This window comes from Pristimantibacillus sp. Z349TD_6 (assembly GCF_056173205.1).
This window is the reverse complement of the sequence record NZ_CM149662.1, coordinates 4,305,315-4,330,167: the sequence shown is the minus strand read 5'-3', so window position 1 is coordinate 4,330,167 and position 24,853 is coordinate 4,305,315. Positions and strand designations below refer to the sequence as shown.

At 44.1% G+C, this 24,853-nt stretch carries 24 protein-coding genes; 14 read left to right on the top strand and 10 right to left on the bottom strand.

Annotated elements, in window-relative coordinates:
* Positions 1–32 precede the first annotated feature (32 nt).
* From AC0VYE_RS18885 to AC0VYE_RS18860, 6 genes are all read left to right on the top strand, one after another.
* Positions 33–530, top strand: coding sequence for a cell wall elongation regulator TseB-like domain-containing protein (locus tag AC0VYE_RS18885; RefSeq protein WP_475442547.1), 498 nt, complete (start codon positions 33–35; stop codon positions 528–530).
* 114 nt (positions 531–644) lie between these two features.
* Positions 645–1,175: a hypothetical protein gene (locus AC0VYE_RS18880; protein WP_083681485.1), complete on the top strand. Its 531-nt coding sequence runs from the start codon at positions 645–647 to the stop codon at positions 1,173–1,175.
* A gap of 1 nt (position 1,176) precedes the next feature.
* The gene (locus AC0VYE_RS18875) at positions 1,177–2,670 is read left to right on the top strand and encodes an AAA family ATPase (RefSeq protein WP_475442546.1); all 1,494 of its coding nucleotides are present in this window, start codon (positions 1,177–1,179) and stop codon (positions 2,668–2,670) included.
* Positions 2,671–2,757: 87 nt separating this feature from the next.
* On the top strand, positions 2,758–3,693 hold the full coding sequence (locus AC0VYE_RS18870; protein ID WP_076265710.1) for a 3-hydroxyacyl-CoA dehydrogenase family protein: 936 nt from the start codon (positions 2,758–2,760) through the stop codon (positions 3,691–3,693).
* Positions 3,694–4,914: an acetate kinase gene (locus AC0VYE_RS18865; RefSeq protein WP_339202846.1), complete on the top strand. Its 1,221-nt coding sequence runs from the start codon at positions 3,694–3,696 to the stop codon at positions 4,912–4,914.
* Positions 4,915–4,935: 21 nt separating this feature from the next.
* On the top strand, positions 4,936–5,616 hold the full coding sequence (locus AC0VYE_RS18860) for a DnaD domain protein (RefSeq protein ID WP_076265712.1): 681 nt from the start codon (positions 4,936–4,938) through the stop codon (positions 5,614–5,616).
* A gap of 53 nt (positions 5,617–5,669) precedes the next feature.
* Here AC0VYE_RS18860 and AC0VYE_RS18855 read toward each other — a convergent pair whose 3' ends face one another.
* On the bottom strand, positions 5,670–6,701 hold the full coding sequence (locus AC0VYE_RS18855; protein WP_475449644.1) for a MerR family transcriptional regulator: 1,032 nt from the start codon (positions 6,699–6,701) through the stop codon (positions 5,670–5,672).
* Positions 6,702–6,947: 246 nt separating this feature from the next.
* Between AC0VYE_RS18855 and AC0VYE_RS18850 the strand changes: the two genes are divergently transcribed.
* Entirely contained in the window at positions 6,948–7,592 is a 645-nt protein-coding gene (locus tag AC0VYE_RS18850; RefSeq protein ID WP_475442545.1) for a Type 1 glutamine amidotransferase-like domain-containing protein, read from the top strand.
* Positions 7,593–7,709: 117 nt separating this feature from the next.
* Complete coding sequence (locus AC0VYE_RS18845; RefSeq protein WP_475442544.1) at positions 7,710–7,991, top strand: helix-turn-helix domain-containing protein; 282 nt, start codon at positions 7,710–7,712, stop codon at positions 7,989–7,991.
* Positions 7,992–8,181: 190 nt separating this feature from the next.
* Here AC0VYE_RS18845 and mtnB read toward each other — a convergent pair whose 3' ends face one another.
* From mtnB to AC0VYE_RS18805, 8 genes are all read right to left on the bottom strand, one after another.
* On the bottom strand, positions 8,182–8,835 hold the full coding sequence (gene mtnB, locus AC0VYE_RS18840) for a methylthioribulose 1-phosphate dehydratase (protein WP_475442543.1): 654 nt from the start codon (positions 8,833–8,835) through the stop codon (positions 8,182–8,184).
* Positions 8,832–9,506: a 2-hydroxy-3-keto-5-methylthiopentenyl-1-phosphate phosphatase gene (locus AC0VYE_RS18835; protein ID WP_475449642.1), complete on the bottom strand. Its 675-nt coding sequence runs from the start codon at positions 9,504–9,506 to the stop codon at positions 8,832–8,834. Before AC0VYE_RS18835 ends, mtnB begins: the two co-directional genes overlap by 4 nt.
* Positions 9,507–9,514: 8 nt before the next feature.
* On the bottom strand, positions 9,515–10,744 hold the full coding sequence (locus AC0VYE_RS18830; RefSeq protein WP_475442542.1) for a 2,3-diketo-5-methylthiopentyl-1-phosphate enolase: 1,230 nt from the start codon (positions 10,742–10,744) through the stop codon (positions 9,515–9,517).
* The gene (gene proC / locus AC0VYE_RS18825; RefSeq protein WP_076265718.1) at positions 10,741–11,610 is read right to left on the bottom strand and encodes a pyrroline-5-carboxylate reductase; all 870 of its coding nucleotides are present in this window, start codon (positions 11,608–11,610) and stop codon (positions 10,741–10,743) included. Before proC ends, AC0VYE_RS18830 begins: the two co-directional genes overlap by 4 nt.
* A 47-nt stretch (positions 11,611–11,657) precedes the next feature.
* The gene (locus tag AC0VYE_RS18820; RefSeq protein ID WP_076265719.1) at positions 11,658–12,908 is read right to left on the bottom strand and encodes a glutamate-5-semialdehyde dehydrogenase; all 1,251 of its coding nucleotides are present in this window, start codon (positions 12,906–12,908) and stop codon (positions 11,658–11,660) included.
* A gap of 16 nt (positions 12,909–12,924) precedes the next feature.
* Positions 12,925–14,031 carry a glutamate 5-kinase gene (gene proB / locus AC0VYE_RS18815; RefSeq protein WP_218639580.1) on the bottom strand — a complete coding sequence of 369 codons (1,107 nt, stop codon included), beginning with the start codon at positions 14,029–14,031 and terminating at the stop codon, positions 12,925–12,927.
* Positions 14,032–14,367: 336 nt separating this feature from the next.
* Positions 14,368–15,558 (bottom strand): aminotransferase class I/II-fold pyridoxal phosphate-dependent enzyme, encoded by a 1,191-nt coding sequence (locus AC0VYE_RS18810; protein ID WP_475442541.1) that lies wholly within the window; start codon positions 15,556–15,558, stop codon positions 14,368–14,370.
* A gap of 86 nt (positions 15,559–15,644) precedes the next feature.
* Complete coding sequence (locus AC0VYE_RS18805; RefSeq protein ID WP_076265722.1) at positions 15,645–16,109, bottom strand: hypothetical protein; 465 nt, start codon at positions 16,107–16,109, stop codon at positions 15,645–15,647.
* 122 nt (positions 16,110–16,231) lie between these two features.
* On the opposite strand from AC0VYE_RS18805, the gene AC0VYE_RS18800 reads away from it, so the two are divergent.
* Complete coding sequence (locus AC0VYE_RS18800) at positions 16,232–17,032, top strand: carbon-nitrogen family hydrolase (protein WP_475442540.1); 801 nt, start codon at positions 16,232–16,234, stop codon at positions 17,030–17,032.
* Here AC0VYE_RS18800 and AC0VYE_RS18795 read toward each other — a convergent pair whose 3' ends face one another.
* Positions 17,033–17,926 carry a LysR family transcriptional regulator gene (locus AC0VYE_RS18795; RefSeq protein ID WP_475442539.1) on the bottom strand — a complete coding sequence of 298 codons (894 nt, stop codon included), beginning with the start codon at positions 17,924–17,926 and terminating at the stop codon, positions 17,033–17,035. It lies immediately after the preceding gene.
* A gap of 162 nt (positions 17,927–18,088) precedes the next feature.
* Here AC0VYE_RS18795 and leuC point away from each other — a divergent pair, with 162 nt between their 5' ends.
* The 5 genes from leuC to AC0VYE_RS18770 all read left to right on the top strand — a co-directional run bounded on the left by leuC (position 18,089) and on the right by AC0VYE_RS18770 (position 24,849).
* Positions 18,089–19,498: a 3-isopropylmalate dehydratase large subunit gene (leuC, locus tag AC0VYE_RS18790; protein ID WP_076265725.1), complete on the top strand. Its 1,410-nt coding sequence runs from the start codon at positions 18,089–18,091 to the stop codon at positions 19,496–19,498.
* 32 nt (positions 19,499–19,530) lie between these two features.
* Positions 19,531–20,130 (top strand): 3-isopropylmalate dehydratase small subunit, encoded by a 600-nt coding sequence (leuD, locus tag AC0VYE_RS18785; RefSeq protein ID WP_076265726.1) that lies wholly within the window; start codon positions 19,531–19,533, stop codon positions 20,128–20,130.
* Positions 20,131–20,288: 158 nt separating this feature from the next.
* Positions 20,289–21,704 (top strand): N-acetylmuramoyl-L-alanine amidase, encoded by a 1,416-nt coding sequence (locus AC0VYE_RS18780; RefSeq protein ID WP_076265727.1) that lies wholly within the window; start codon positions 20,289–20,291, stop codon positions 21,702–21,704.
* A gap of 19 nt (positions 21,705–21,723) precedes the next feature.
* Positions 21,724–22,269, top strand: coding sequence for a GerMN domain-containing protein (locus AC0VYE_RS18775; RefSeq protein ID WP_076265728.1), 546 nt, complete (start codon positions 21,724–21,726; stop codon positions 22,267–22,269).
* 96 nt (positions 22,270–22,365) lie between these two features.
* Entirely contained in the window at positions 22,366–24,849 is a 2,484-nt protein-coding gene (locus tag AC0VYE_RS18770) for an S-layer homology domain-containing protein (RefSeq protein ID WP_076265729.1), read from the top strand.
* The last annotated feature ends 4 nt before the right edge of the window (positions 24,850–24,853 follow it).

Genomic DNA, 24,853 nt, shown 5'->3' with positions numbered 1-24,853 from the left:
TGCGAGCAACAGCAAGGAAACGCAAGCCGTTTATGACACTTAAGCGATGGTTGTTGTTAATTACAGCATTCCTCTTGCTGCTTTTAACCGTTTCCTTTATCTATTTCCGTGAAGTTCAGTCGCCTGAGTGGACAGCAATTAGTGCGGCGAAGGAACAAGCGATTAAAGCAGCTGATCTTACGGAGATAGAAAAGGTACATCATCATATATGGCAAAAAAACAGTTGGGTCGTTGAAGGCATTAATCAACAGGATGAACATGTATATGTATGGCTGACAGAGGAGCAGCAACCAGTTATCATGAAAGCGTCGGAAGGCATTTCTGAGAAGTCACTCAAAGATGATTTCATCAACAAGAGGCCATTGGCAGAAATAAAGAGAATTCAGCCAGGTCTGCTTGATGACAAAACGGTGTGGGAAATCTATTATAATGACGGTGAAAAGCCTGATCATTACCGATATGATTTTTACCGCTTTGATGACGGTGCATTCATTGATTCTTATACATTACCAGCAAAAACGGGGCCGTAAGGCTCCGTTTCCTTTTATTGATGGACGATTCTTGCATAATTTCATGATATACTTTCGTATAGCGGAGTTGATATACGGAGTGTTCATAAATATATTGCAGGAGGGATTTTCATAATGATGAGACCACGTGTGATTCCAATCGTGATTACTGCTGCTATTTCCGCTTCCGTTTTATTCGGAGGCTGGGCTGTATATAATCAAGTGGCTGTAGCAGCTCCATTAGAGAAAGTAACAAAAGGCATTCAAGGTATTGTTTCTTCAGAAAAGCCTGTTATGGATCGCAATAAAGTAGCTATTTCTCTTGAATTAACGCCGGATGCGAATCTCCGGGACATCTATGAAAGTATTGCAGCTAACGGAAAAGATGTAGTTGGCAACCGTAAGCTTGAGCTTAATATAGAAGAAAAATCGAATAAGCAGCTTGAAGATCTGTGGTATGCTTCGATGTTTGAAGTTGCAGAGGCGATGGAGCGCAAAACCTACTCTCATATTCCAGATGCGATGAAAGAAGCTGCAAAATCCATGAAAGATGTCACCGTGACAACTGAAATGGATGATACGAATGTGTATATTACGATTAAAAATAGTGAAGCGGTGAAATATATCGTCCTGCCACGCACGCCTAACCAATTGGAGGCATGGTAATATGATGAAATATGGTAAAGAAATTGCGATAGGCGTACTTCCTGTACTTATTGCTTTTTTTATATATATTGGACAAAATGTTGTTCCCATCGTATTGCTGGGCGTGTTAGGCTTTGCCGTAGTTTATGCAGCACGTGGTAGAGGCAAGCTGACCGCGTTGTCTAGCCAGAAGCGGCGTTCTGAAGAGAAAATGACACCACTCACCTTTGAGGAAATTGGAGGTCAGGAGCGTGCCAAGCAGGAGCTTGTAGAGGCGCTTGATTTTCTCGTTCATCAAGAACAAATTGCTAAGCTTGGTATTCGCCCGTTAAAAGGCATCCTGCTGTCAGGCCCCCCAGGAACAGGAAAGACGCTGCTTGCTAAGGCAGCTGCTCAATATACAGATTCGATTTATTTGGCTGCATCCGGCAGTGAGTTTGTTGAAATGTATGTCGGTGTAGGTGCAGGACGTATTCGCGACCTGTTCAAAGAGGCGCGTACAAAAGCGAATAAAGCGAAAAAAAGCAGTGCTGTTATTTTTATTGATGAGATTGAAGTTATTGGCGGTAAACGAGATGGCGGTCAGCAGCGCGAGTATGATCAAACCTTGAATCAGCTATTGACAGAGATGGACGGTATTTATGCAAATGAATCACCGCGTATTTTGTTAATTGCGGCTACTAACCGTAAGGAAATGCTCGATAGCGCTTTGCTCCGTCCAGGCCGTTTTGACAGGCACATCGGTGTTGAACTTCCTGATAAAAAGGGCAGATTGCATATTTTGAACATCCATGCAAAAAATAAACCTATCCGATCAGGCGTGAACTTAGAACGCATTGCAAGTGAATCCTTTGGTTTCTCAGGTGCGCAGCTAGAGAGCGTCATGAATGAAGCGGCGATTTATGCGATGCGTGAGAGCAGTGAAACCATCGCTGAACAGCATTTATCGATGGCTATTGATAAGGTTATGATGGGTGAAAAAACGGATCGTGAGGCATCAAAAGAAGAGCGTGAACGGATTGCGCTTCATGAGCTCGGACATGCAATTATGGCAGAACTAATGCGTCCAGGCAGCGTGTCACAGGTTGCTTTGTCTCCGCGCGGTCAAGCGTTAGGTTATGTTCGTCACAATCCGCAGCAGGATCAATATTTGTACACAAAACAGTTCCTTAACGGTCAAATTATGATTGCATTAGGCGGAGCCGCTGCTGAGGAAATGTTTTATGGTGATCGGAGCACTGGATCAAGAGGTGACTTCGAACAATCGATGAATATCGTCAAAACGTTAGTGGAATCGGGATTGACTGATCTTGGCATTATTGATTCTTCGATGATGACAAAAGATGGATGGGCAAGCATCAATCGAACCATTTTGGATGAGCTGATGCTGCAAACAAAAGGTCTGCTTGAGTCGAATAGAGAAGTGTTTATCAAGTCTCTTGAGACGCTTCTGCGTGAGGAAACATTGAGCGGAGATGAGTTTAGAAAGTTCTTTTCTTCCAATACAGCAGCATGAAGCGTTTACAATATTACAATTTGAAGGCGGAGTTGTCGTCCGCCTTCTTTTTTTGATGAAATTCGTTATAATAAGATTGAACTATCTTTGCAGAGGAAACTTCTATTATGTTTTAAGAAGAATTCTCCCCACACTAAAGGAGCTAATACATTGCATATCAAAACAGTTGGAGTTGTAGGAGTAGGCACGATGGGTCAAGGGATCGCGGAAATGCTAGCCTCCAAAGGATTGGATGTTATCATTATCGAGCGTTCGGACGATCGCCTAGATTATGGTAAACAAATGATTGAAGTAAGCTTGGATAAACAAATCGAGAAGTGGGCGCTCACGAATTCCGAGAAGAAGCTGATTATGAATAGAATAGAGGCGACAACAAGCTACGAGAAGTTAGCGGATTGTGAGCTTGTTATTGAAACGATAACTGAAGATTTGGAATTGAAAAAAGCTGTATTTGAACAAATTGATCAAATTTGCGGTCCAAATGTTATTTTAGCGAGCAATACATCTACTCTAAGCTTAACTGAGCTAGCCAGCTTTACGAAGCAGCCGAGCCGCGTAATTGGCATGCATTTTATTTATCCAGTATTCAAAATTGATCTGGTGGAAATTGTTCGTGGCCTTAAGACATCAGAGGAAACATTTCTACGTACGAAACATTTTGTGGAAGAGGTTATTCATAAAAAAGGAGTTATGGTATTTGAATCTCCTGGTTTCGTAACTACACGACTCATTTGCTTATTTATTAACGAAGCCTTGCATGTACTCGAGGAAGGGGTCGCTTCGGCTGAGGATATTGACAGCGCAATGCGTATCGGCTATTCCTTCCAGCATGGACCTTTTGAGATGTGTGATCGTTTTGGTCTTGATTCCGTGTTGGCAGCCCTTGAGAGAATGTTCCGCGAGTATGGCGAGCTGAAATACCGTCCTTCGATCGTGCTGAAAAAAATGGTGCGCGCTGGACATCTCGGAGCCAAATCAGGAATCGGCTTCTTCAAATATGATACGGATGGGGATCGGATTTAAATGAAAGTACTCGTAATTAATGCAGGAAGTTCCTCTTTAAAATATCAGCTTTACAACATGCGTGACGAATCAGTTCTGGCAAGCGGACGCGTGGAACGTATCGGAATGGATTCTTCGATTGTTACTCATGAACCAGTTGATAAGCCCGAGGTTCGTAAAGTTAGTGAAATATTGGATCATGTTGCTGCTGTTAAGCAGGTTATCAATATGCTTACCAACCCGGAGTTCGGAGCGATCGCTAATCTGAACGAAATCGAAGCTGTAGGCCATCGTATCGTTCATGGCGGCGAGGCATTTAGCAGTTCAGTGCTTGTAACACAAGAGGTTAAGCTCGAGATTCGTCGATTGTTTGATTTGGCGCCGCTTCATAACCCAGCGCATATGATGGGTATTTTGGCAGTAGAAACAAATTTGCCTGATGTACCTCAAGCGGTAGTATTCGATACGGCATTCCATCAAAGCATGCCGAATACATCGTATTTATATCCAATTCCTACTGTGCTATACCGTCGTCACAAGGTTCGCAGATATGGTTTTCATGGAACGTCTCATTCCTATGTGAGCGCTCATGCAGCAGAGTATTTGCAAAAACCATTGGAATCAATCAAAATGATTACTTGTCACATCGGAAACGGTGCAAGCTGTACAGCCATTTTGAACGGCAAGTCCTTTGATACAAGTATGGGAATGACCCCGCTTGAAGGTCTTATGATGGGTACCCGAAGCGGAGATATTGATCCAGCGATCGTGCCATTTGTTATGAATAAAGAGGAATTGACTTTAAATGAAGTTAATTCTATGCTGAACAAACATAGCGGTATGCTGGCGATTTCCGGTATTAGCAGCGATATGCGCGAGGTAACAGAGGCGATGCTTGAAGGCGACAAAAACGCAAAGCTTGCTTTTGACATGTATGCTTACCGAGTTAGAAAATATATTGGCGCATATGCCGCGGCGATGAACGGTGTAGATACGATTGTGTTCACTGCTGGAGTTGGTGAAAATTCTGTTGCTCTACGCAAAGCGATATGCGAAGGCATTTCATTCTTGGGTATTGAGCTAGATGAAGAGCGCAATTCAGAGCGTCGCAAAGATATTCGTGAGATTACGACGGACAGCTCACGCATTAAAGTTTTAGTTGTTCCTACGAATGAGGAGCTCCTCATCGCAAGAGACACGTACAACTTAGTTAAGCAAAAGGATACGTCAGCACAGGCGTAGTCGTATAGGAGGCAGCTGGCAGTGAACAACGAGATATGGAAAGCTTACTCGCATGGTATGGCTGCTGCGCTGCAGGAAGGCGGCGTATATGTATCGGCGATGCTGCTGCGAACTTACCGCCAGCTGGAGCTGTCGGATACAGAAGCGATGCTGCTTTTGCAAATCATGGTCTATATGGAAGCGGACATGAATGATTTCCCGACGCCAGAACAATTGGCTGAGCGGATGGGCCTGAGTGTTAGAGAAGTTGGACAATCCCTTGGCCGGCTGATGAAAGAAGATTTTCTTACGATTGACGAGTACGTTGACAGTTCTACGGGGATGCAGTCAGAGCGTTATAACTGGACAGGCTGGCTGCTTAAGGCGGCTGCGTTAACTGCGGAGCAGAAGCGTGAATCGCGGAAGGCAGAGCGTCAGCCAGTCAAGCAGCAAGCGGCGCCATCATCGGACTTATTCAGTGTATTCGAGCAAGAGTTTGGACGCTTATTATCTCCAATAGAATGCGAGACAATTTCAGGCTGGCTTGATCATGATCGATATACAGACGAAATTATTCGTTTTGCTCTAAAAGAAGCCGTCTTTGCGGGCAAGCTTAGCTTGCGTTATATTGATCGGATACTTATCGAGTGGAGCCGCAATCGAGTAACGAATGCAGACGAGGCTCGTGCACATGCGCAAAAATTTCGTGGAGGAAGAGGCTAAGCCATGCGGCTTAGCTCTTTTTTTATGTAAAAGGGTCACATTATTATACATAGCTAAGGTTTGATCGCGTAGAGTAATCCAACATATGGGGTAAGCCGGTTGATGACAGTGGAATAACCACGTTTGTTGAACCAGTTCACATGTTCGGATACAGAGGAAAGATGCCAGTTAGGCGGTATGACAAGCTTTGTTTCTATCTCTTCAGAAAGAACTTTATCATCATCAACCACGTCCTCATCCATTAACCCCGTAATCACAAGCCGTCCCCCATTGATTAAAACGCGGTCCATTTCTTCTAGTGCCAGAAGCTGTTGTGAACGATTCAAGTGATGCATAGCAAAGCTGCAGCCTATAAAAGAATAACGGGATGGCGCGAGAGACAGTGCGAGCAAATTGCCTTGTTTTGCATCAATGGCAGGAAGCCTTTCTCTTATGATCGAGAGCATTTCAGTCGATTGCTCGACAACGGTAAGCTTCGTGCCGGCCGCAGCTAGCATGCTGGAGAGATTGCCGCTGCCTGCACCTATTTCTAGGCCAAGCTCATCAAACCGCGGATCAAGCCATTCAACGGTTCGCAGCAGTGCCATATTATATTGCTCCTCCGTAAGAACACCGCTAAGTGTAATGATTGGTGCCTTATATCCGTGCTGAATCGCTATCTCATCGTAATTCCACTGATCGCTCCAAGAGGCTCGCGATAGCCGATTTTGTTTAATTTCTTCAGCGGCCAGCTCTGCTTGTGTCAGCTCAGCTGCTCCTTTTCTGTTCCATGCTGAAATCGTTTCATCAAGCGCTTGCAGCGCTTTTGTTGCTGTGATCCACTGCTCATACAGCAATGCACGAGCGCCATCCACACTTCGAATAAAAGCGTCCGGCTCATTGATCACGTTTAGAGCATCTTGTATTGCAGATACGGATAAGCCCAATTCTCTTAGCGATATGATCCAGCGGAGCCGAATGACGTCCTCAATGGAATAGTCGCGATATTTATTCTCTATTGCTTTATATGGACGAATTAGACCTTTTTCTTCATAAAAACGCAGTGTACGCGGCGTGACACCGAGTTGTTTTGCTGCTTCATGCACCTTCAATATTGTCACCTCCTCTTGCCATTATGAACGTTTACGTTACGTTAAAGTCAATATAGTAGACTTCGTTTTTCATGTTATATGGGGATTTTAACATGATTATTATTGACAATATTTTGTTCCTAGTTTACTAATATAAGCAGATAAATATGGTAAATCATTTAAAAAATAGTTTATAGTTAGGTTACGATAAAAGTGATTCGACTTATTCCCGCTGAAGCATTAACTACAAGGAGGATATTTATGTCAGATAAACATTTATTTATGTTTGGCGGTGGAGCACCGTTCAATGAAAGCTTAGCAAAAAAATTTGGTGCCTTGGCATCAAAAGGGTTAAGCAAAGTTGTTATCTTATTTATTGAGCAAGAGGGTTGGCAAGAATACATGACGAAATATACCGATCAAATAGGTTTGCATGATGTTGATCAGTTTGTGTATTTCGCCTTGGATGCATCACCATCAACCGATTTAGTGGAACAGCTTCAATCAGCTACAGGAGTGATTATAAGCGGCGGTGATACCGAGCTTTATCGAGATTATATCGTGGAAACAAAGCTCGGCACAATAATAAAAGCATTATACACAGAAGGCGTGCCAGTTGCAGGTTTTTCGGCTGGCGCATTAATCAGTCCTACTGTATGTGTAATTCCGCCCATCGACAACAGAGCGAATGAACACCTTTTCCTCAAAGGTCTTGGATTAATAAATCATTGCGTCATTAGTGCACATTTTTCAAAATGGGATGAGGAAAAGAACTTATTGGCTGCACTTTCCAAAACCAACTTGTCAACGGGTTATGGGATAGATGATGCTTCAGGCATTTATTTTAAAAACGAACGGATATCAGAGACGGCGGGGCAGATTTATTTTTACTATGGAAAAGAGTGAATGTACTTACAACGAAGGAGGAAGATTGTTATTTCAAACAGCAAATCAATGATAGCAGCAAGCTTTATTCTTGGAGTATCTTTTATAGTGGGCTGTATGTTTTTGGAGAAAAACGAAGTGCCAAATAAAGAGGAGTCCGATATCACGATAAGCGTGGAAAAACCTTTGCTAACGATAGAAGAGGCAGCAAATTATTTGCATTTATCGGAAAACGAAATTAAACAAATCATTCATACAGAGCAAATTCAGCTGACTACAGCAGGGTCCTTTTCTGGCGTTATGTTCCCCTACATAAAAGTTGGTGAGAAATTTTATATTAGCAAAAATGAGTTAATGGTTTGGATTAATGAAACGTCGAGGGAAAGACGGGAGTATACTGCTGGAACAGTTATCCAATAACAGTTGATCGAAAGGGAAGAGCGAGGATTGCCTATCGTTAAGGCGGAGTAATCATTTTGATAATCATATTTTTAGGTGGGTTATAATCTAGCTGGAAAATCTCCAGGTAATCAGAGCTGTGAAACATATAAAGAGCTGATTACCGGGAGAAAATCCTTCTAAACAATGTAACGATCAAGCTGGAAAATGCTTAAGCGTTACCACGCTGCAGCAATTCCAAACGATATACGTATTCAAAAATAAATTCAAATGCTTCAAGATGGCGTTTTGCCTCAAATGCATTTGCTCCCCAAGCGTAAATGCCATGCTTGCGCAGCACGATGCCAGGTATGTTTTTCACGATACGCTCCGTTATTTCCGGTACGATAGAAGGGATATGTGCAAAGTTGGAAACGATTGGAATATCAATGTGTGCTTCCTCGTCCCAAATGTTAAACCCTTTGATCAGCTCAACGCCATCTACCGGCACAGACTTGCGATCCCAGAAATACTCTGAGATTACGCTGTTAAATACGGTATGCACGTGAAAAATAGCGCCAGCCCCAGTTAATTTGTAAATTTCACAATGGATCAGTGTTTCAGCGGATGGTTTTAAGCGTGTTGTTTCGCATGGCTTGCCATCTTGATCAACAAACAAATAATCCTCTGGTGTATGAATCGTTTTGTCCTTACCGCTTGCCGTAATAGCGAATTGAAATTCATCAGGGTTATAGTCGCCTACACGGATCGATAAATTGCCGCTGGTGCCAGGGAACCAGCCGCGTGAAGCGAACAGCTCCTTAACGTCGCGAAGTTCAGATAAAGCGCGCTGTTTGTCTTCTAAAGCAATTTGCTCAAAACTCATTTCATTGACTTCCTTTCAGCATTCATAGTGTTGATAATATCGTGGAATGTTTCGTATTCGTGATGCGGCAGTCCGAGCTCCTTGCATTTCACCGTAAGGTGGGAGCGGGAATAGACGATATCAGCCAGCTTAGCACCTTCAAAGTCGGTTACGCTGTCGCCAATAATGATGCGCTCGTATTGCTCTTCAGGGAAACGACGCATAATGGTTGTTTTACACATGCCGCAGTTGTTGGTGCAATGAGCATCACACGGATTTGGCCACAAAATCTCGATTTGCTCACCGCTGAAATCACTGCCATTGCAATAAATATGATCTTTTGGTATGTCGAAAGCTTCAAGAATAGGATAAACAAAAAAGTCAATGCCGCCGCTTGTTACGTAAAAATCAATCTGCTGCTCTTTGCAATAGTTTAGAAATTCAGCGAAGCCTTCACGAATGCGTACATTGGAAATACTGAAATCGATAACTTCTTTCTGCATAGAAGCAGGAAGGAGGCGGAACATTTGTCCAACGCCATCCATAATTGATATCTCTTGCGCAATCGTGCGCTCTGCAATGTTTTCCCAGCCTGCTGGATTAAAATGTTTAATAATTGCGATAATGTTGTCATTAACGGTAATCGTTCCATCAAAATCACAAAACACGATGCGTTTCTTAGTTGTATTCATTTCAGTCATTATTCTTTGATCCCCCATGCTTCAATCGCTGCCAACAGCGCTTCATTGCCCGGTTGCTCTGCGGCATTTCGAAGAGGTACTCCATTTAGTGTAGCAGTAATCGCTTGACGGAATGCTTGTCCGCCAGCTGCAGTTCCCATGGCATGACCATGAATACCCCCGCCAGCATTTACAACTACGTCGGTGCCGAAATCTTTTAGAATTAGAGGCACCAGTCCAGGATGAATGCCCGCCGATGGTACAGGGAAGCTCGTTCTCAGTCCGTGAAGCGGTGCAAGCAAAGCTTCCTTAACCGCTAAATTCTCTTCTTTTGGCATAACAACCGAGCCGTAAGGTGAAGGGAAGAGCACAAGATCGGCACCTGCAAGACGCATTAACTTCCCAAGTAGAAGAGAAGCGCTAATGCCATAATGAGGCGATGGGTACATCGCTCCAGCCATTGCAGGGTGAGCTGCTATAGGGATATTAATGGATTTGTCACTGCTAAGCTCATGAAGCACATCATAGCCATAAGCAAGAACGTTAAATAGAAGCGCGTTGGCACCGGCGTCAATCGCTTTTCGAGCATTCGCAGCAAGAGCTGAGGTAGGCCCTGTCAAGTTAACGGCATAAAGCAGCTTTTGTCCGGTCTCTGCTTCAGCGCGACGCGCTGCATCAATACAAGCTTCCACACGTTTCTCAAGAGGGGTAAGTGGGTTTTCAAATAGGATTTCATCATCCTTGATTAAGTCAACACCGCCAAGCGCTTGCTTATAGAACTGATCTTGAAGACTGGCTAGATCATATCCGACAACTGATTTGAAAATACTCATTAGCAGCGGACGATCATGAACGCCAAGCAAATCGCGAACACCGTTTAGTCCAAACTTAGGACCAGGGAAAGCAGATGCAAAATCTTCGGAAACGTCGAGATCCATAAGCTTGATTTTGCCGTCCATGGACAGCTTGCCGAATACAGTTACTAGCAAAGCAGGGAGGTCTCGGCTAAAGTTGATGTCTGGGTAAGCAATTCGAATGTCGGCATAGCGCTCACCGGGAACAGCATTTTCGGGCTCATGGACAGTAACGGACAATACTTTTCCAAGATGCTTTTCCATATTCGCCTTTTGCGCTTCAGGAAGCTCAGTCCAGCTGCCGACGGTTAAGCCAACAGCAATCGAAAGAGCCTTTTTATTGAAATCCGCACGATCATCATAAGAACGATACGTTGCAACACAAACTCCAATCATTCGTTAATGCTCCTCTCGATAGCTTCTCCAAGCTCGCCTGCACGTTCTGCTGAGCGGTGGATAGCTTTCTTGATTGTTTCTGAAAAATGATTTTCGGCCATCAGCTCAAGAGCAGCCTGCGTCGTCCCATTTGGTGATGTAACCTTGCGGCGAAGCTCTGCTGGCTCTTCGCCGGTATGACGAACCATTTCCGCTGCGCCAAGAACCGTCTGAACGACAAGCTCCTTTGCTGCTGTCTCTGAAAAGCCTAGTTGGATTGCGGTATCGATCATCGACTCCATAAAGTAATAGACATAAGCTGGTCCGCTGCCAGATACGCCTGTGACTGCTTGCTGAAGTGATTCGTCTACAATTGCATTTATGCCAACAGAGCTGAAGATTGCTTCAGTAAGAGCTTTTTGCGAAGTGGTCACAATATCTGAATAACTAATTCCAGTTGCTCCAAGCCCAATGGTGCTGGATGTGTTCGGCATCGCGCGTACGACGGAAGCCTGCCCACCAAGCAGCTGCTCGATTGCTTTGATCGATAACCCGGCAATGACCGATATAATAAGCTGTTTAGAGGAAATGAACGGCTTAATGGATGCGATCGCTTCAGCAGCATCCTTAGGTTTCATGGCTAGAAAAATAATGTCTGCCTCTTTTAAATAAGCTTCATTAGAGGAGCCTTGCACGATGGTTTGTATACCGTACAGCTCATTTAGCTCAGAGAGCCGATCTTTATTTTGTCGATTGAGCATTGAAATCTGATTAGGTGAAATGAGTTTTTTGTTAATTAGACCTCGTGCAATGGCTTCCGCCATCGATCCGGCACCATAGAAGCAAATTTGCTGACTTGCAATTGCAGTTTGTGTAAGCTGTGTCATGAAGTATTCCTCCGTTGTTCCATTGATATTGGACTGAATTTGTCTTGTTAGCCCCGTATTTGTCCAGTTCCATAAACAAGATATTTAGTAGACGTCAATGCAGGCAATCCCATTGGACCGCGCGCATGAAGCTTTTGTGTACTTATGCCGATTTCAGCTCCGAACCCGAATTCAAATCCGTCGGTAAAGCGAGTAGAGGCGTTATGATAAACGGCAGCCGCATCAACATCTTGAATAAATCGCTCAGCGTTTTCGGAGTTTTCGGTCACAATACATTCGGAATGTTTTGTACTGAAACGGCGAATATGCGCAAGCGCGGCGTCAAGATCTGAAACGACGCGGATATTCATAATGTAGTCATTGTATTCTGTACTATAGTCCTCATCAGTTGCTGGTTTGATGCCTGTGAGCAGGGAAGCCGTTCTTTCGCAGCCACGGAGCTCAACGCCTGCTTGAACAAAACGATCAGCTAGCGCGGATAAATGCTGCTCTGCAAAAGCTTCGTGAACGAGTAATGTTTCCATGGAATTGCAAACCGATGGCCGTTGTACTTTAGCGTTAAAGGCAATCTCGACAGCCATCGTATATTCAGCGCTGGCATCTATGAAGGTATGGCAAATACCAGCTCCTGTTTCGATGACCGGTACAGTGGCATTTTCAACGACATTTCGAATAAGCGATGCGCCTCCACGAGGAATGACAACATCAAGCAAGCCATTAAGCTTTAGCATTTCGTTAACCGAGGCACGATTTGATTCCTCTATTAACTGAATGGCATCAGCTGGCATTGCCGTATTTGAAAGAGCATTTTTTAATACCTCTACGATTTTGCGATTTGACTCGATAGCAGCTGATCCTCCGCGAAGCACGACGCAGTTGCCAGTTTTCAAACATAAGCCAGCCGCATCGACTGTAACATTTGGACGAGCTTCATAGATCATGCCAATTACGCCGATTGGAACTCTGATCTTATTTACTTTTAGTCCGTTAGGACGATCGAAATGCTCAAGCAGCTCACCAACAGGGTCCGGGAGCTCAACAATTTGTCTAAGTCCTTCAGCAATGGATGCTACACGATCTTTATTTAAAGCAAGGCGATCGAGCATGGAAGCGCTTGTGCCTTGCTCGCGACCTCGTTGCAGGTCAAGCTCATTCGCAGTAATAATTGCGTTAGTCTCGGCGATTAATGCATCAGCCATACGAGATAGAGCCGTATTTTTTTGTTCTGTGGACAAACGATTCATAATGGCAGTTGCATCTTGAGCTAAAGTTGCTTTTGTTCTCACTTCACTGATCATAGCGGAATCCCCCTTATTATTTTAATGTAATCCATTCGTCTCGATGAATAAATTCGATACGGGATACATCGACTCTACGTTTAACTTCTTCAGTAGTGAGGCCGGCCACAGCTTGAATTTGCCATGCTGCATAATTGACAACGCCTCTGCCAATGGTTTGGCCTTGCGGATTAATGACTTCGACGACATCTCCGGAATGGAAATCGCCTTGAATTTCTTTAACGCCGGCAGGGAGGAGGCTTTTGCCGCCTTCCAGCAAGGCTTGAACAGCGCCTTCATCTACAAAAACCTTGCCTAGCGGCATAGAGTGAAAGCCAAGCCATTGCTTCTTCATCGGAAGGCTGTTCAGCTTCGTATCGAAATATGTACCGCGGCCATTGCCTTCCACAGCTAGCTTCAGATCGCCTTCTTGCTGCACCTTACCGATAAAAGCATGTACGCCGCCCCGCATGGCGATGCGTGCTGCTTCGATTTTGGAACGCATGCCGCCTGTTCCGACGGAAGAGCCAGCTCCGCCTGCGAGCTTCATAATATCTTCAGATATTTGATCGACGCGCTCGATCTTGACCGCTTGCGGATTTTTACGAGGGTCCTCTGTGTATAAGCCGTCCATATCGGTAATGATGATCAGCTGTGAAGCTTTCGTCATCGCAGCGACAAGCGCTGATAAGCTGTCGTTATCTCCGAATTTAGGAACAAGCTCGTCGGTTGCCACTGTATCGTTTTCGTTAATAATCGGAATGATGCCAAGCCGCAGAAGCTCTTCGATTGTCATAAGGGCATTTTGAATACGGCGTCGATTGGAGAAATCCGCACGCGTAAGCAAAATTTGTGCAGCTACTATACCGTAACCGCTGAAGGCTTCCTGATAAGCTTGCATAAGCAGCGCTTGCCCTACGGCAGCGGCTGCTTGTTTTTCATGAACGATTTTTGGCTTTGCAGCATAACCGATTTGACGAAAGCCAGCTGCAACAGCACCTGAAGTTACGAGCATCACGCCATTTCCTTTTTTATGCAAGGAAGCGAGCTCTGATGCGAAATATTGAATACGCTCGCGGTTTAGTCCGCCTTCTTCCGAGGTAAGCGAGCTGCTGCCAATCTTTACGACAATACGTTCTGTCATCATTAATCCCATCCTATGCTTGTTTGGTGACAACAAAAAAGACTTTCGTCCATAAAGGACGAAAGTCTTTGCTTCCGCGGTACCACCTTTGTTGATAATCCTTTAATAGAATTATCCAGCTTAAGCCTATAACAGAAGGCGCTGTCCGGTTCATAGCCGGCCGCTCGGAGGTAGGTTCAGCAAGCGGCCTTCGGTAAATTCTTGCAGCCCATGGAATTTACTCTCTGATCGCGACCCATCTTGCTTAATTGTCCCGTCATCACGTTTCATGTTCAATTCCTACAAGCATATCACGATCCCATGCTGCTGTAAAGCAAGGTAAATGGCGGATATATTCTAAAATAAATTTAGTTTTCCAATCCGTTCAACCGCTTCTTGCAGGCGTTCTTCACTTGTAAGAAGACCAAGCCGAACAAAGCCTTCACCATGGGTACCAAACCCTACGCCTGGAGCGACAACAACATCAGCCTCATAAAGCAGAAGGTCCGCAAAAGATTCTGATGTATAGCCTTCAGGTACAGGCAGCCAGCAGAAAAAAGATCCTCCTGGTCGAGCGGCTTTCCAACCAATTTGGTCAAGGGCAGTAAATAGGGCATTGCGACGGCTTTCGTACATTGCTGTAAGTTCAGCGACGCATTGCTGCGGTCCCGTCAGTGCAAGTGCTGCTGCTTCCTGAATGCCGCCGAATAGGCTGCAATAATAATGATCTTGGATTAAATTGATTAGCTTGACGATTTGAGCATTTCCGATCGCAAAGCCAACACGCCAGCCAGCCATGTTATAGGTTTTGGACAGCGTATAAAACTCAACGCCTACTTCTTTGGCGCCTGGCGTCTGCAAGAAGCTGATCGGTTGATTATCATCGAAGCCAATTGCGCCATAAGCGAAATCACTTGCAACAACGATGCCGTGCTTTTTTGCGTATTCCACAGTTTGTGTATAAAATTCCGCATTAGCAACAGCACCTGTTGGATTGTTCGGATAATTCATGAACATTAGCTTTGTGCGCTCGGCTATTTCTGGACTTATGGCGTTATAGTCTGGCAAATAGCTGTTTTGTTCTGTTAACGGCATAAATGACATCTCGGCACCTGCAAGCGCCACTCCAGACCAATAGTCAGGATAACCAGGGTCCGGCACGAGACAGACATCGCCGGGATTAAGCAGGCATTGGCTAATTTCGACAAGGCCAGTTTTTCCTCCGAAGAGGATAGCGACTTCAGTAGTGGGATCTATATCTACGTTATAATCCTCTTTGTACCGCTTCGCCACGGCTTCCTTTAGAAAAGGGTAGCCGCTAAAGGGTGGATATTTATGGTACAACGGATTAGCTGCAGCTTCCTGTAGCTTCGCAACAATATGGGGAGGAGTCGGTTGATCCGGATTGCCTTGTCCCAAATTGATGACATCGCGTCCTTTGGCCGTTTGAGCATTTGCTTTGGCGACCAGCTTGGCAAAAAATTGCGTCGGAAGTACATTCATCCGTTCCGCAGGTTGAATAAGGTGTTGACCGATTTGTGTTTCCATACCTCACACTCCACATGACAAAATCGCTATCTATTTAGGCAATAGCTTTAATGTAGCATGAATAGCGGGAGATGAGAAGCGGCTGGTTATGCAGCCGGAATGCCTACCCTGTCAATAAAGGGTTTAATATCGGCTTTGAACAGGAATAAAAAAGGTCTGCGCTTCTCATCGAACACGAGCAAGAGAGGAGGCTTATCCTTACAATAAAAGAGAAAAAGATCATCGGATGAAACGGAAACGTCATTTGCTTTGATGGTAACGGCCTTCTCAAGAGGTACACGATACACATAGCTGCAGCTTGAATCATTTGTCATTTGTGGAGCAAGACCAGTGATTGAACCAACCCATGAAGAAGCCATCTCTTGATATTTGGCGTCATTTGGGATTGTCTTTGTTACTTTGCCGGCGGCTACATCGAATACTTGAACTGGCTTAAGCCCTGTTTCTGGGTTAGGAGCGCCGCTAAGTGCTTGATGAGCAGAAGCGAAGTTGGCAAACAGGAAGATCGAGCAGCAAGCAAGAAGCATTGCAGCTATTCGTTTTGGAAGCATAACAGACATTCTCCTTTATGTTCGTAAAGTAGTAAATCCCTCGTTGTTACGTTTCCCATCTTGACACAGAACCATGACAGGGTATCATTAGGTGAAAAAAGGATCAACAGGAGGAACGGCATATGAGTAAACCATTGCGGCTTGCATTGCTGCAAATGCATATAGAAGCAGGAAATCCAGAAGCTAACTTCACGAAGCTGGCGAGCATGCTTGAAGAAGCGGTGAGTCAAACGAATAAACCGGATGTCATTATGTTTCCGGAAATGTGGAACACAGGTTACGCTTTAACTGAAATAAAAACGATTGCAGATCGTGAAGGCGAACGTACTCGTGCTTTTTTATCTGATTTCAGCAAGAAGCACAGCGTTCATATTATTGGAGGTTCAATCGCGGAACTTAAGGAAGACAAAGTGCTGAATACAATGTATGCATTTGATCGTTCAGGCCATGTTGTATCCGATTATTCAAAAATTCATTTATTCCGTCTAATGGATGAAGAGAAATATTTGGCTGCGGGAGATAAGCTTGGCAAGCTTGAGATAGAAGGGACAAAAGCAGGTATGATGATTTGTTATGACATCCGTTTCCCTGAGCTAGCTCGCAAGCTTGCGCTTGATGGAGCCAAATTGCTATTCGTTCCAGCAGAATGGCCGCATCCTAGACTTCATCATTGGCGTACTTTGCTTACGGCACGCGCAATTGAAAACCAAATGTTCGTGATCGCGTGCAACCGGATGGGCTCGAGCGGTGACACTAATTTCTTTGGTCACTCGCTCGTGCTTGATCCTTGGGGAGAGACGATAGCAGAAGCGGGCGAAGAGGAAACGATTATATACGCAGACATCGATTTGGATTTAGTTGATGCTGTTCGCACAAAAATTCCTGTTTTTGAAGATCGCAGACCTTCTATTTATGAAGCTTAATTACCGATAACTGCTTATTGTAATATTGAGTGTACGGATAAATGCTTCAGCAGCTTTGGATAAATATCTGCCTTTGCGGCTTGCCACGACTAACGTTCTTGTAGGCTTGGACGACAATGGAAGGTAAACAGGCATAAAATCAGAGCCTTTGACTCGCGTCAGCATTTGCGGGACAAAGGCTATTCCCATTCCGCCTGCCACTAAGGATTGTATGGTTTCCATATTGCTGCTCTCGAATACAATTTGCGGAGTGAAACCTGATTGCTCACACAGTTCGACTGTAATTTGCCGAAAGCCTTGTCCGCGCTTAAGTCCAATAAATGGCTCTTTATCAAGTTCAGAAATCGAGATTGAGCCTTCTCTTAGTGCAAGAGGGTGCTGTGGAGGGACGGCTAAGCAGATTTCTTCCTCCAAGAATGGTTCCCATGCGAGAGAGTTGTCAATGAGCGGCAGCGAGAGCAGACTTAAATCGGTACCGCCGCTCGCGGTAAGCTGCTCAAGCTTTGCAGTCGTTTCTTCAACAAGAACGACTTCAATCTGCGGATATTGCTCACCGAATACTGGCAAAACAAGCGGCAGTATATGTGAGCCTGTTAGCGGCAATGTACCGACAACAAGTCGTCCGCGCCTCATTTGCGCCATATCGTCCATTTCCTGCTTTAACTGCTCAACAGCGTCAAGAATTGCTTGTGATTTATGAACGAATACTTGTCCAGCTTGCGTTAGTTCTACAGAATTTGTTGTTCGCCGGAACAGAAGTACGCCGATTTCTTGCTCAAGCTTGGAGAGCTGCTGACTAAGCGAGGGCTGAGCGATATGAAGTTTTTCCGCTGCTCTTGAAAAGTTTTTCTCTGAGGCGATTTGAATAACATAATTTAATTGTCTCAATTCCATATAAATTTTCCTCTCAATTGTTTATTATGTAAGGAATCTACTATTATAGTTATTACCTATAGACGTTATAGATATTATATCTTGGATCAATGAAGAAAGAAATGTTATAGTAGTTTCAGTTAAGAAAAGCAGAAGATTCAATGAAACGGTGGGGTGAACATAATGACGAAAAAGACAATGTTTGAAAAGATCTGGGATAATCACGTCATTAATCAAGAAGAAGGCAAGCCAAGCGTCATTTATATCGATTTGCAGCTTGTACACGAAGTAACATCTCCGCAAGCGTTTGAAGGCTTGCGTCTATCAGGCCGCAAAGTACGTCGTCCTGATCTTACTTTCGCAACGATGGATCACAACGTACCAACGAAGGATCGCTTCAACATTACAGATCCAATTTCCAAACAACAAATTGACACGCTTACACAAAACTGTAAAGACTTCGGCGTAACGTTGTTTGATCTTGACAGCATTGACCAAGGTGTCGTTCACGTAATGGGTCCTGAGCTGGGTCTAACACATCCAGGTAAAACAATCGTTTGTGGAGACAGCCACACATCTACTCACGGTGCTTTCGGCGCATTGGCTTTCGGTATTGGTACAAGTGAGGTTGAGCACGTTATGGCTACTCAATGCTTGCAGCAATCGAAAGCAAAAACGCTTGAGGTTCGCTTTAACGGCACTCGCAAGCCTGGCGTAACAGCAAAGGATTTGATTCTTGGCGTTATTGCTCAGTACGGAACAGATTTCGCAACTGGTTATGTTATTGAGTTTACTGGCGAAGCCATCACAAGCTTGACTATGGAAGAGCGGATGACAGTTTGTAATATGTCAATCGAAGCAGGCGCACGCGCTGGCCTCATCGCTCCAGATGAAACAACATTCAACTATCTTCGCGGCCGTCAATATGCGCCAGCTAACTACGAAGAAGCAGTTGAAGCTTGGAAACAGCTTACTACGGATGAAGGTGCAGAGTATGACACAGTCGTTCACTTCGACGTTGACGCTCTAATCCCGCAAGTGACTTGGGGAACTAGCCCAGGCATGGGTACTAACATCACAGCTAAAGTTCCTTTCCCTGCTGATCTCCCAACGGAGAATGAGCGTAAAGCTGCTGAAGCAGCACTTGAATATATGGATCTTAAGCCTGGAACACCAATGAACGAAATCCCAATTGATTATGTATTCATCGGTTCATGTACAAATGGCCGTATCGAAGATTTGCGTGCAGCAGCTGAAATCGCTAGAGGCTACAAAGTTAGCGATCGTGTAACGGCTATCGTCGTACCAGGTTCAGGCCGAGTAAAAATTCAAGCCGAAAAAGAAGGTTTAGACAAAATTTTCACTGAAGCGGGCTTTGAATGGCGTGATGCTGGCTGCTCGATGTGTCTTGCAATGAACCCTGACGTATTGAAACCGGGCGAGCGTTGTGCATCAACGTCTAACCGTAACTTCGAGGGACGTCAAGGCCGCGGCGGACGCACGCATCTTGTATCGCCTGCGATGGCAGTTGCAGCAGCAGTAAAAGGTCATTTCACAGATGTACGCGATTGGGAAATTAAATCCGTAGTGTAGAACGAATTGAACGCGAGAGGGGTATATAAGATATGGAACCGTTTAAACAACTTACAGGCATCGTAGCCCCGGTCGACCGGGTCAATGTCGACACTGATGCAATTATACCGAAACAATTTTTGAAGCGTATTGAGCGCAGCGGCTTTGGCCAATTTCTATTCTTCGAATGGCGTTTTCACGAAAATGGTGATGTGAACGTTGAATTTGAACCAAACAAGCCGCGTTACGAGGGCGCATCTGTACTCGTTTCCCGTGCCAACTTTGGCTGCGGCTCATCCCGTGAGCATGCTCCTTGGGCAATTCTTGATTATGGATACAAAGTTATTATCGCTCCGTCTTATGCGGATATTTTCTATAACAACTGTTTCAAAAACGGTATTTTGCCTATCAAGCTTAGCGAAGAGCAAGTGGAAGAGCTATTTAAGCGTACAGCGAAGCATGACGGCTACAAGCTTACTGTTGATTTGGAAAACAAACAGCTTTCGGATGAGTATGGTCTAACGATCGCATTTGATCTTGATGAGCACCGTCGTCAATTTTTGCTGCAAGGTCTTGACGATATCGGTTTGACTCTTCAACATGAAGACAAAATTACAGCTTATGAGCAAAAACATATTGCTCGTCTTGTGTAATTAAAACGAAATGAAGAGGACGAATCAGCCACTCTGGATGATTCGTCCTCTTTTTTCCTTTAAACGCAACTTTTTCTGACAAGCTGCGTCTATATTTGCGTCTGTTAAAGTCGAATGCACTCATTCGATGCGGGCAATTTCAGTCATCGAGGTGGGAAATGAAAAGATTTGTATCCGTATTAATGTTTATGTCGATTTTTTTCACGATGTTCTCCGCAGTAGGACAAGCTGCAGAGGTCGTACCCAAGCTTTTCTTGAATGGTCAGCAATTGAAATCTGATGTTAATCCGCAAATCATTAATAATGCAACCGTTGTACCTGTGCGGACGGTATCAGAAGGATTAGGCTACCTGATTGATTGGGATAACACGACCAAAACAGCGACAGTAACACATGCCAATAATGTCATAAAGCTAAAGCTGAATGATAATATGGCAGTAGTCAATGACAAAAAGGTTAAAATGGACACGTCAGTTTCTATCATTAAAGGCTACACTTTAGTTCCACTTCGCTTTATTGGTGAACAGTTTGGATTGGATTTTGAATGGAAAGCTGTTGAGAAAGAAGTACATATGTACGAGCAGAACAAAGAACCAACAGATCCGACAGAACCTATTGATCCAGACCCGAATCTTCCTGTGGAAGCAGCAGGCCAGATAACAGACATTTATTACTCTGGCGGAAGCAGCATGACCCTTAATTATGAAGGCACAGTTAAGGCCAACAAGCCAATGCTGCTCGAGAACCCAAAGCGCATTGTGTTCGATTTTCCGAATACTAACTATTCATCAAACTTATCTTCACAGTTTTTGAATGGACAAGTTGAGGTTAATGTAACAGACAGCACTTATTTGCAAGGTTATCGTTACTCCCTATTTTCGAACACGCCGGCTACCGCTCGCTTAGTCATTCTTATTGGCGATAATACCGGCTATGTGATGACTGAGGAAGCAGGAAAAATTCAGTTTAGCTTAATGTCTGCTGCAGACGTTCCTGGTACTCCGCCGATTACAGATCCAGTAACTCCTCCATCATCCAAAGTCTACAACGTTGTTCTTGATGCGGGACATGGCGGCTCAGATCCGGGTGCAGCGAGTGTATTGAAGAAACCGGAGAAAGAATTTACGCTTAGTATCGCACTTAAGATGAAGGCGTTGCTTGACAAAGAAAGCAAAATTAAAGTTCATTTAACTAGAACGGGGGATACTTACCCGACATTAGATGATCGCGTCAAGTTTGCAGAAAGCATAAAAGCTGATTTATTTATGTCTATTCATGCCAATAGTGGTGTAAGCTCCGCAACAGGAACTGAAACCTACTATTATCGTGATAACAGCAAAGCGTTTGCTAGTGTTATTCACAAGCATCTAATTGCGGCAACCGGTCTTAAAGACCGCGGCGTCAAGAAAGAAGCTTATAAAGTGATCAAACAAACGACGATGCCAGCCGTACTAATCGAAGCAGGCTTCCTATCCAACGCAAACGATGCAAAAATGTTATTTGATGATGCGGCGCAAAACAAAATAGCTGCTGAACTGGTTGCAGGCATCAAAGAGTACTTAAATGTAAAATAGAAAGCAGGTGTTCAGTGTTATGAAAACTTTCAAAGCACGCGGGCTGCTTGCTGTCATTATATTATCCGCTGCGCTTGCAGGATGCGGAGTTCAGGATAAGCAGGGAAATCAACCAGGCAGCACGGTATCGCCTACAATTTCACCTTCGCCTTCTCCTGAGCCAACTCCCGTATTAAACGAACTAGATGCTATTATTTATTTAACCGATGCTGAGCTAACTGAAACAGTAGAGCATCCAGTCAAGCTAACCTATGAAACGGATATTGATCTGGTCAAAGCAGCAATTGCTGAACTGCAAAAAGATGCTGACGAGAATAAATTATCTTTATGGAAACGGATTGAGGTTAAATCCGTACAACTATCAGACGGGCTTGTTACACTGGATATTCATTTGCCTGATGAAGCGCGGCTTGGCGCGCCAGGCGAGACGTTTGTCATTCAGACGCTTCAAAAAACATTGTTTCAATTCGATGCTGTAAAATCAATCAATCTGCTTGTCGATGGACAAAAGGTTGAAACGCTAATGGGTCATGTCGAGCTCGAATATCCAATGAACAAGCAATAAGCAAAAATTATGAATGGCTTCGTTCCATCCTAGCAATAGGTTGGCGAAGCCGTTCTGCATGAGTTATTACATACTAATCAGGGGGAATATCTACTTATGACAATGCAATTTGCGAGCAAAAAGATTTTGATTGGAGCGCTAGCGTTTTCTCTAGTTGCAGGAAGCGGGGTAATCATTCCTGCTTCATATGCCTCAGCAGCCTCCGGATATACAACACCATTTACCGATGTAAGCAGTGGTCATTGGGCAGAGAAGCATATTGCTAAGCTTGCATTGCAAGGAATTATTGAAGGAAATAAGACATCAAGCGGAGCTGCTATATTCCGTCCGAAAGAAAATGTGAGTCAGCAAGAGGCTGTGCTTATGGCTCTTCGATTCGCAGGATTGGATAAAAAAGCAGATAAAGATGCAATTATCGGTTTTCCTAATTCTTTTTCCGTAAGCACATATTTTAAGCCGTATGTAACGTTAGCTTTCCAAGAAGGCCTGCTTGATCAGGTGGAAGAGTTCGGAATCGCAGCTAAAGATCCTAAAATCGCTTGGGGGACTAAGCCAGCTACCCGTGAATGGGTAACGAAGCTTATGGTTCGTGCCATTCAGCAAGAGGAAGAAGCGGTACGTTTGCAAAATACAGCCTCGACTTTCGCGGATGCAGCGCAAATCACTTCTATTTATAAGGGTTATGTGAATGCCGCTTCCAAGCTTGAGCTTGTAAAGGGTGTAACGGCAGACAAATTTGTTCCTAAAGCGAATGTGGATCGTGCGAGTCTGGCTACGATGTTCAGCCGTGCGGAGAAGCTGTTCCCGGTTGCATATGAAGGTCAAGTAAACGGGATTGCAACTAAAATAACAGATACTCAAATTACTGTTTACAGCGACAAGAAGGAAATCAACTATAGCATCAATTCAGATACTTTATTTTATCACTACAATACAGAAACACCGATTACAAGACAGCAGCTTCTTGAATACGGAGATGTAACGGTCATTGCGAAGGATGGAAAGGCGCTTTACGTTGAAGTGAAAGGCGATAAGACTTACACTAAAACGACGTCTGGAACGTTGGATCGTGTTATCGCAGATGAGAAGAAGTTATATGTATGGATTAACAATAAGCCTGTTGAATTTTTCTATAATGATTCAGTAGTCGTCGTTGATACGGATGGCAAACCGCTAGCATTAACCTCAATTAAGAGAGACAGCCAAATAAGCATCGTACAAGATAGCTTCCGCGATGCGCCGGCAACACTAAAAATTATTGCATCGACGCAGGCGTCGGCAACGAGTGTTAAAGGTACATTCTACGGTTCGACAGGTGATTTGATCACTGTCATGGAGGGTACAACACTTGTATCTAAATTGATGGCAGATACGGTTTCCGTTGAAATTGAAGGCATTAATGGAGCAACAATCGGCGATTTAATTAAAGAAGCAGATCAAGTAGAGCTTACGCTTAATGATGCAGATAAAGTAACAAAAGTGAAAGTAGTTAACCGCAATGTGAAAGTCGTTGCTGGTGCGCAGGTCGCCGCTTTTGTTTACGATAAAAAGTTATTGACCATTCTTGATGCAAATGGTAACAACGCCCAAGCGCTTTATTTTACGGATAAAACTCGAATTGAATACAGCGGCAACGTTATTTCATTAGCTTCTGCTAATAGCTTACTAACCGTGAACAGAAAAATTGTTATCAGCTATACAGGAAATTCGATCGTATCCCTGCAATTTTTAACTAAATATACAGGTACTTTATTATCAATGAATTCACAAAGCAACTTGATGAACATTAAATTGGAGAACGGCGCTACATTGTCGCTTCCATATAATACTGCATACGTTGAGCATGCTGCCATAGCAAATGCAGCTTACAGCGATCTGAAGGCAGGCGATCAACTTACGCTTGATTTGAGCAGCAACCAAGATCGTGTTGCAACGATTAGAGTCCATACAAATGCTCAATATGATGTGATGTCTGTAGACGTAATCAACAAAAAAATTCGTGTTAAAAATGCAATGACATCCGCATTTGATCTAAATGTGCTAGGTACAGAATTGGTTAACGAAGCTGGAGCGAAGCTTGCGATTGAACAGATTACTCCGGGCTCTATTATTACTGTTAACTACTTAGGAAAAGAAGCCGTTCGTGCACGCACTATTTCTGTTACTTATGGCAAGGTACAATCCATATCAGCAAACAGTGTCACTATTGTAGACCTTGTAGGTCAAACTGTTGCTTATAATGGAGATGCTGGGTTCGTTATCGTAAAAGGAGCCACGCAAGGAACAGCAACGAGCCTGCTTACTGTGGGGGACTATGTTGAGGTTCAGAAGCTGGAAGGCAACAAAACGCAACTGACTGTAGCTGTTGGCGAGAGCCGTGTATTTACGAACTTCAATGCGACTGCATCACAAGTGTGGACGGAAAAAACAACAGATGCGGATAACCGGAATTATTTTAATGTAAACAGCCAGACCAAATACATTTTAAATGGAAATTCGGTTTCAGTCACAGCTTTCAAGTCAGGCGACACGATTACAATCTATGGCTTTAGAAACTATGCAATTGCAATCGTCAAGTAGCTTT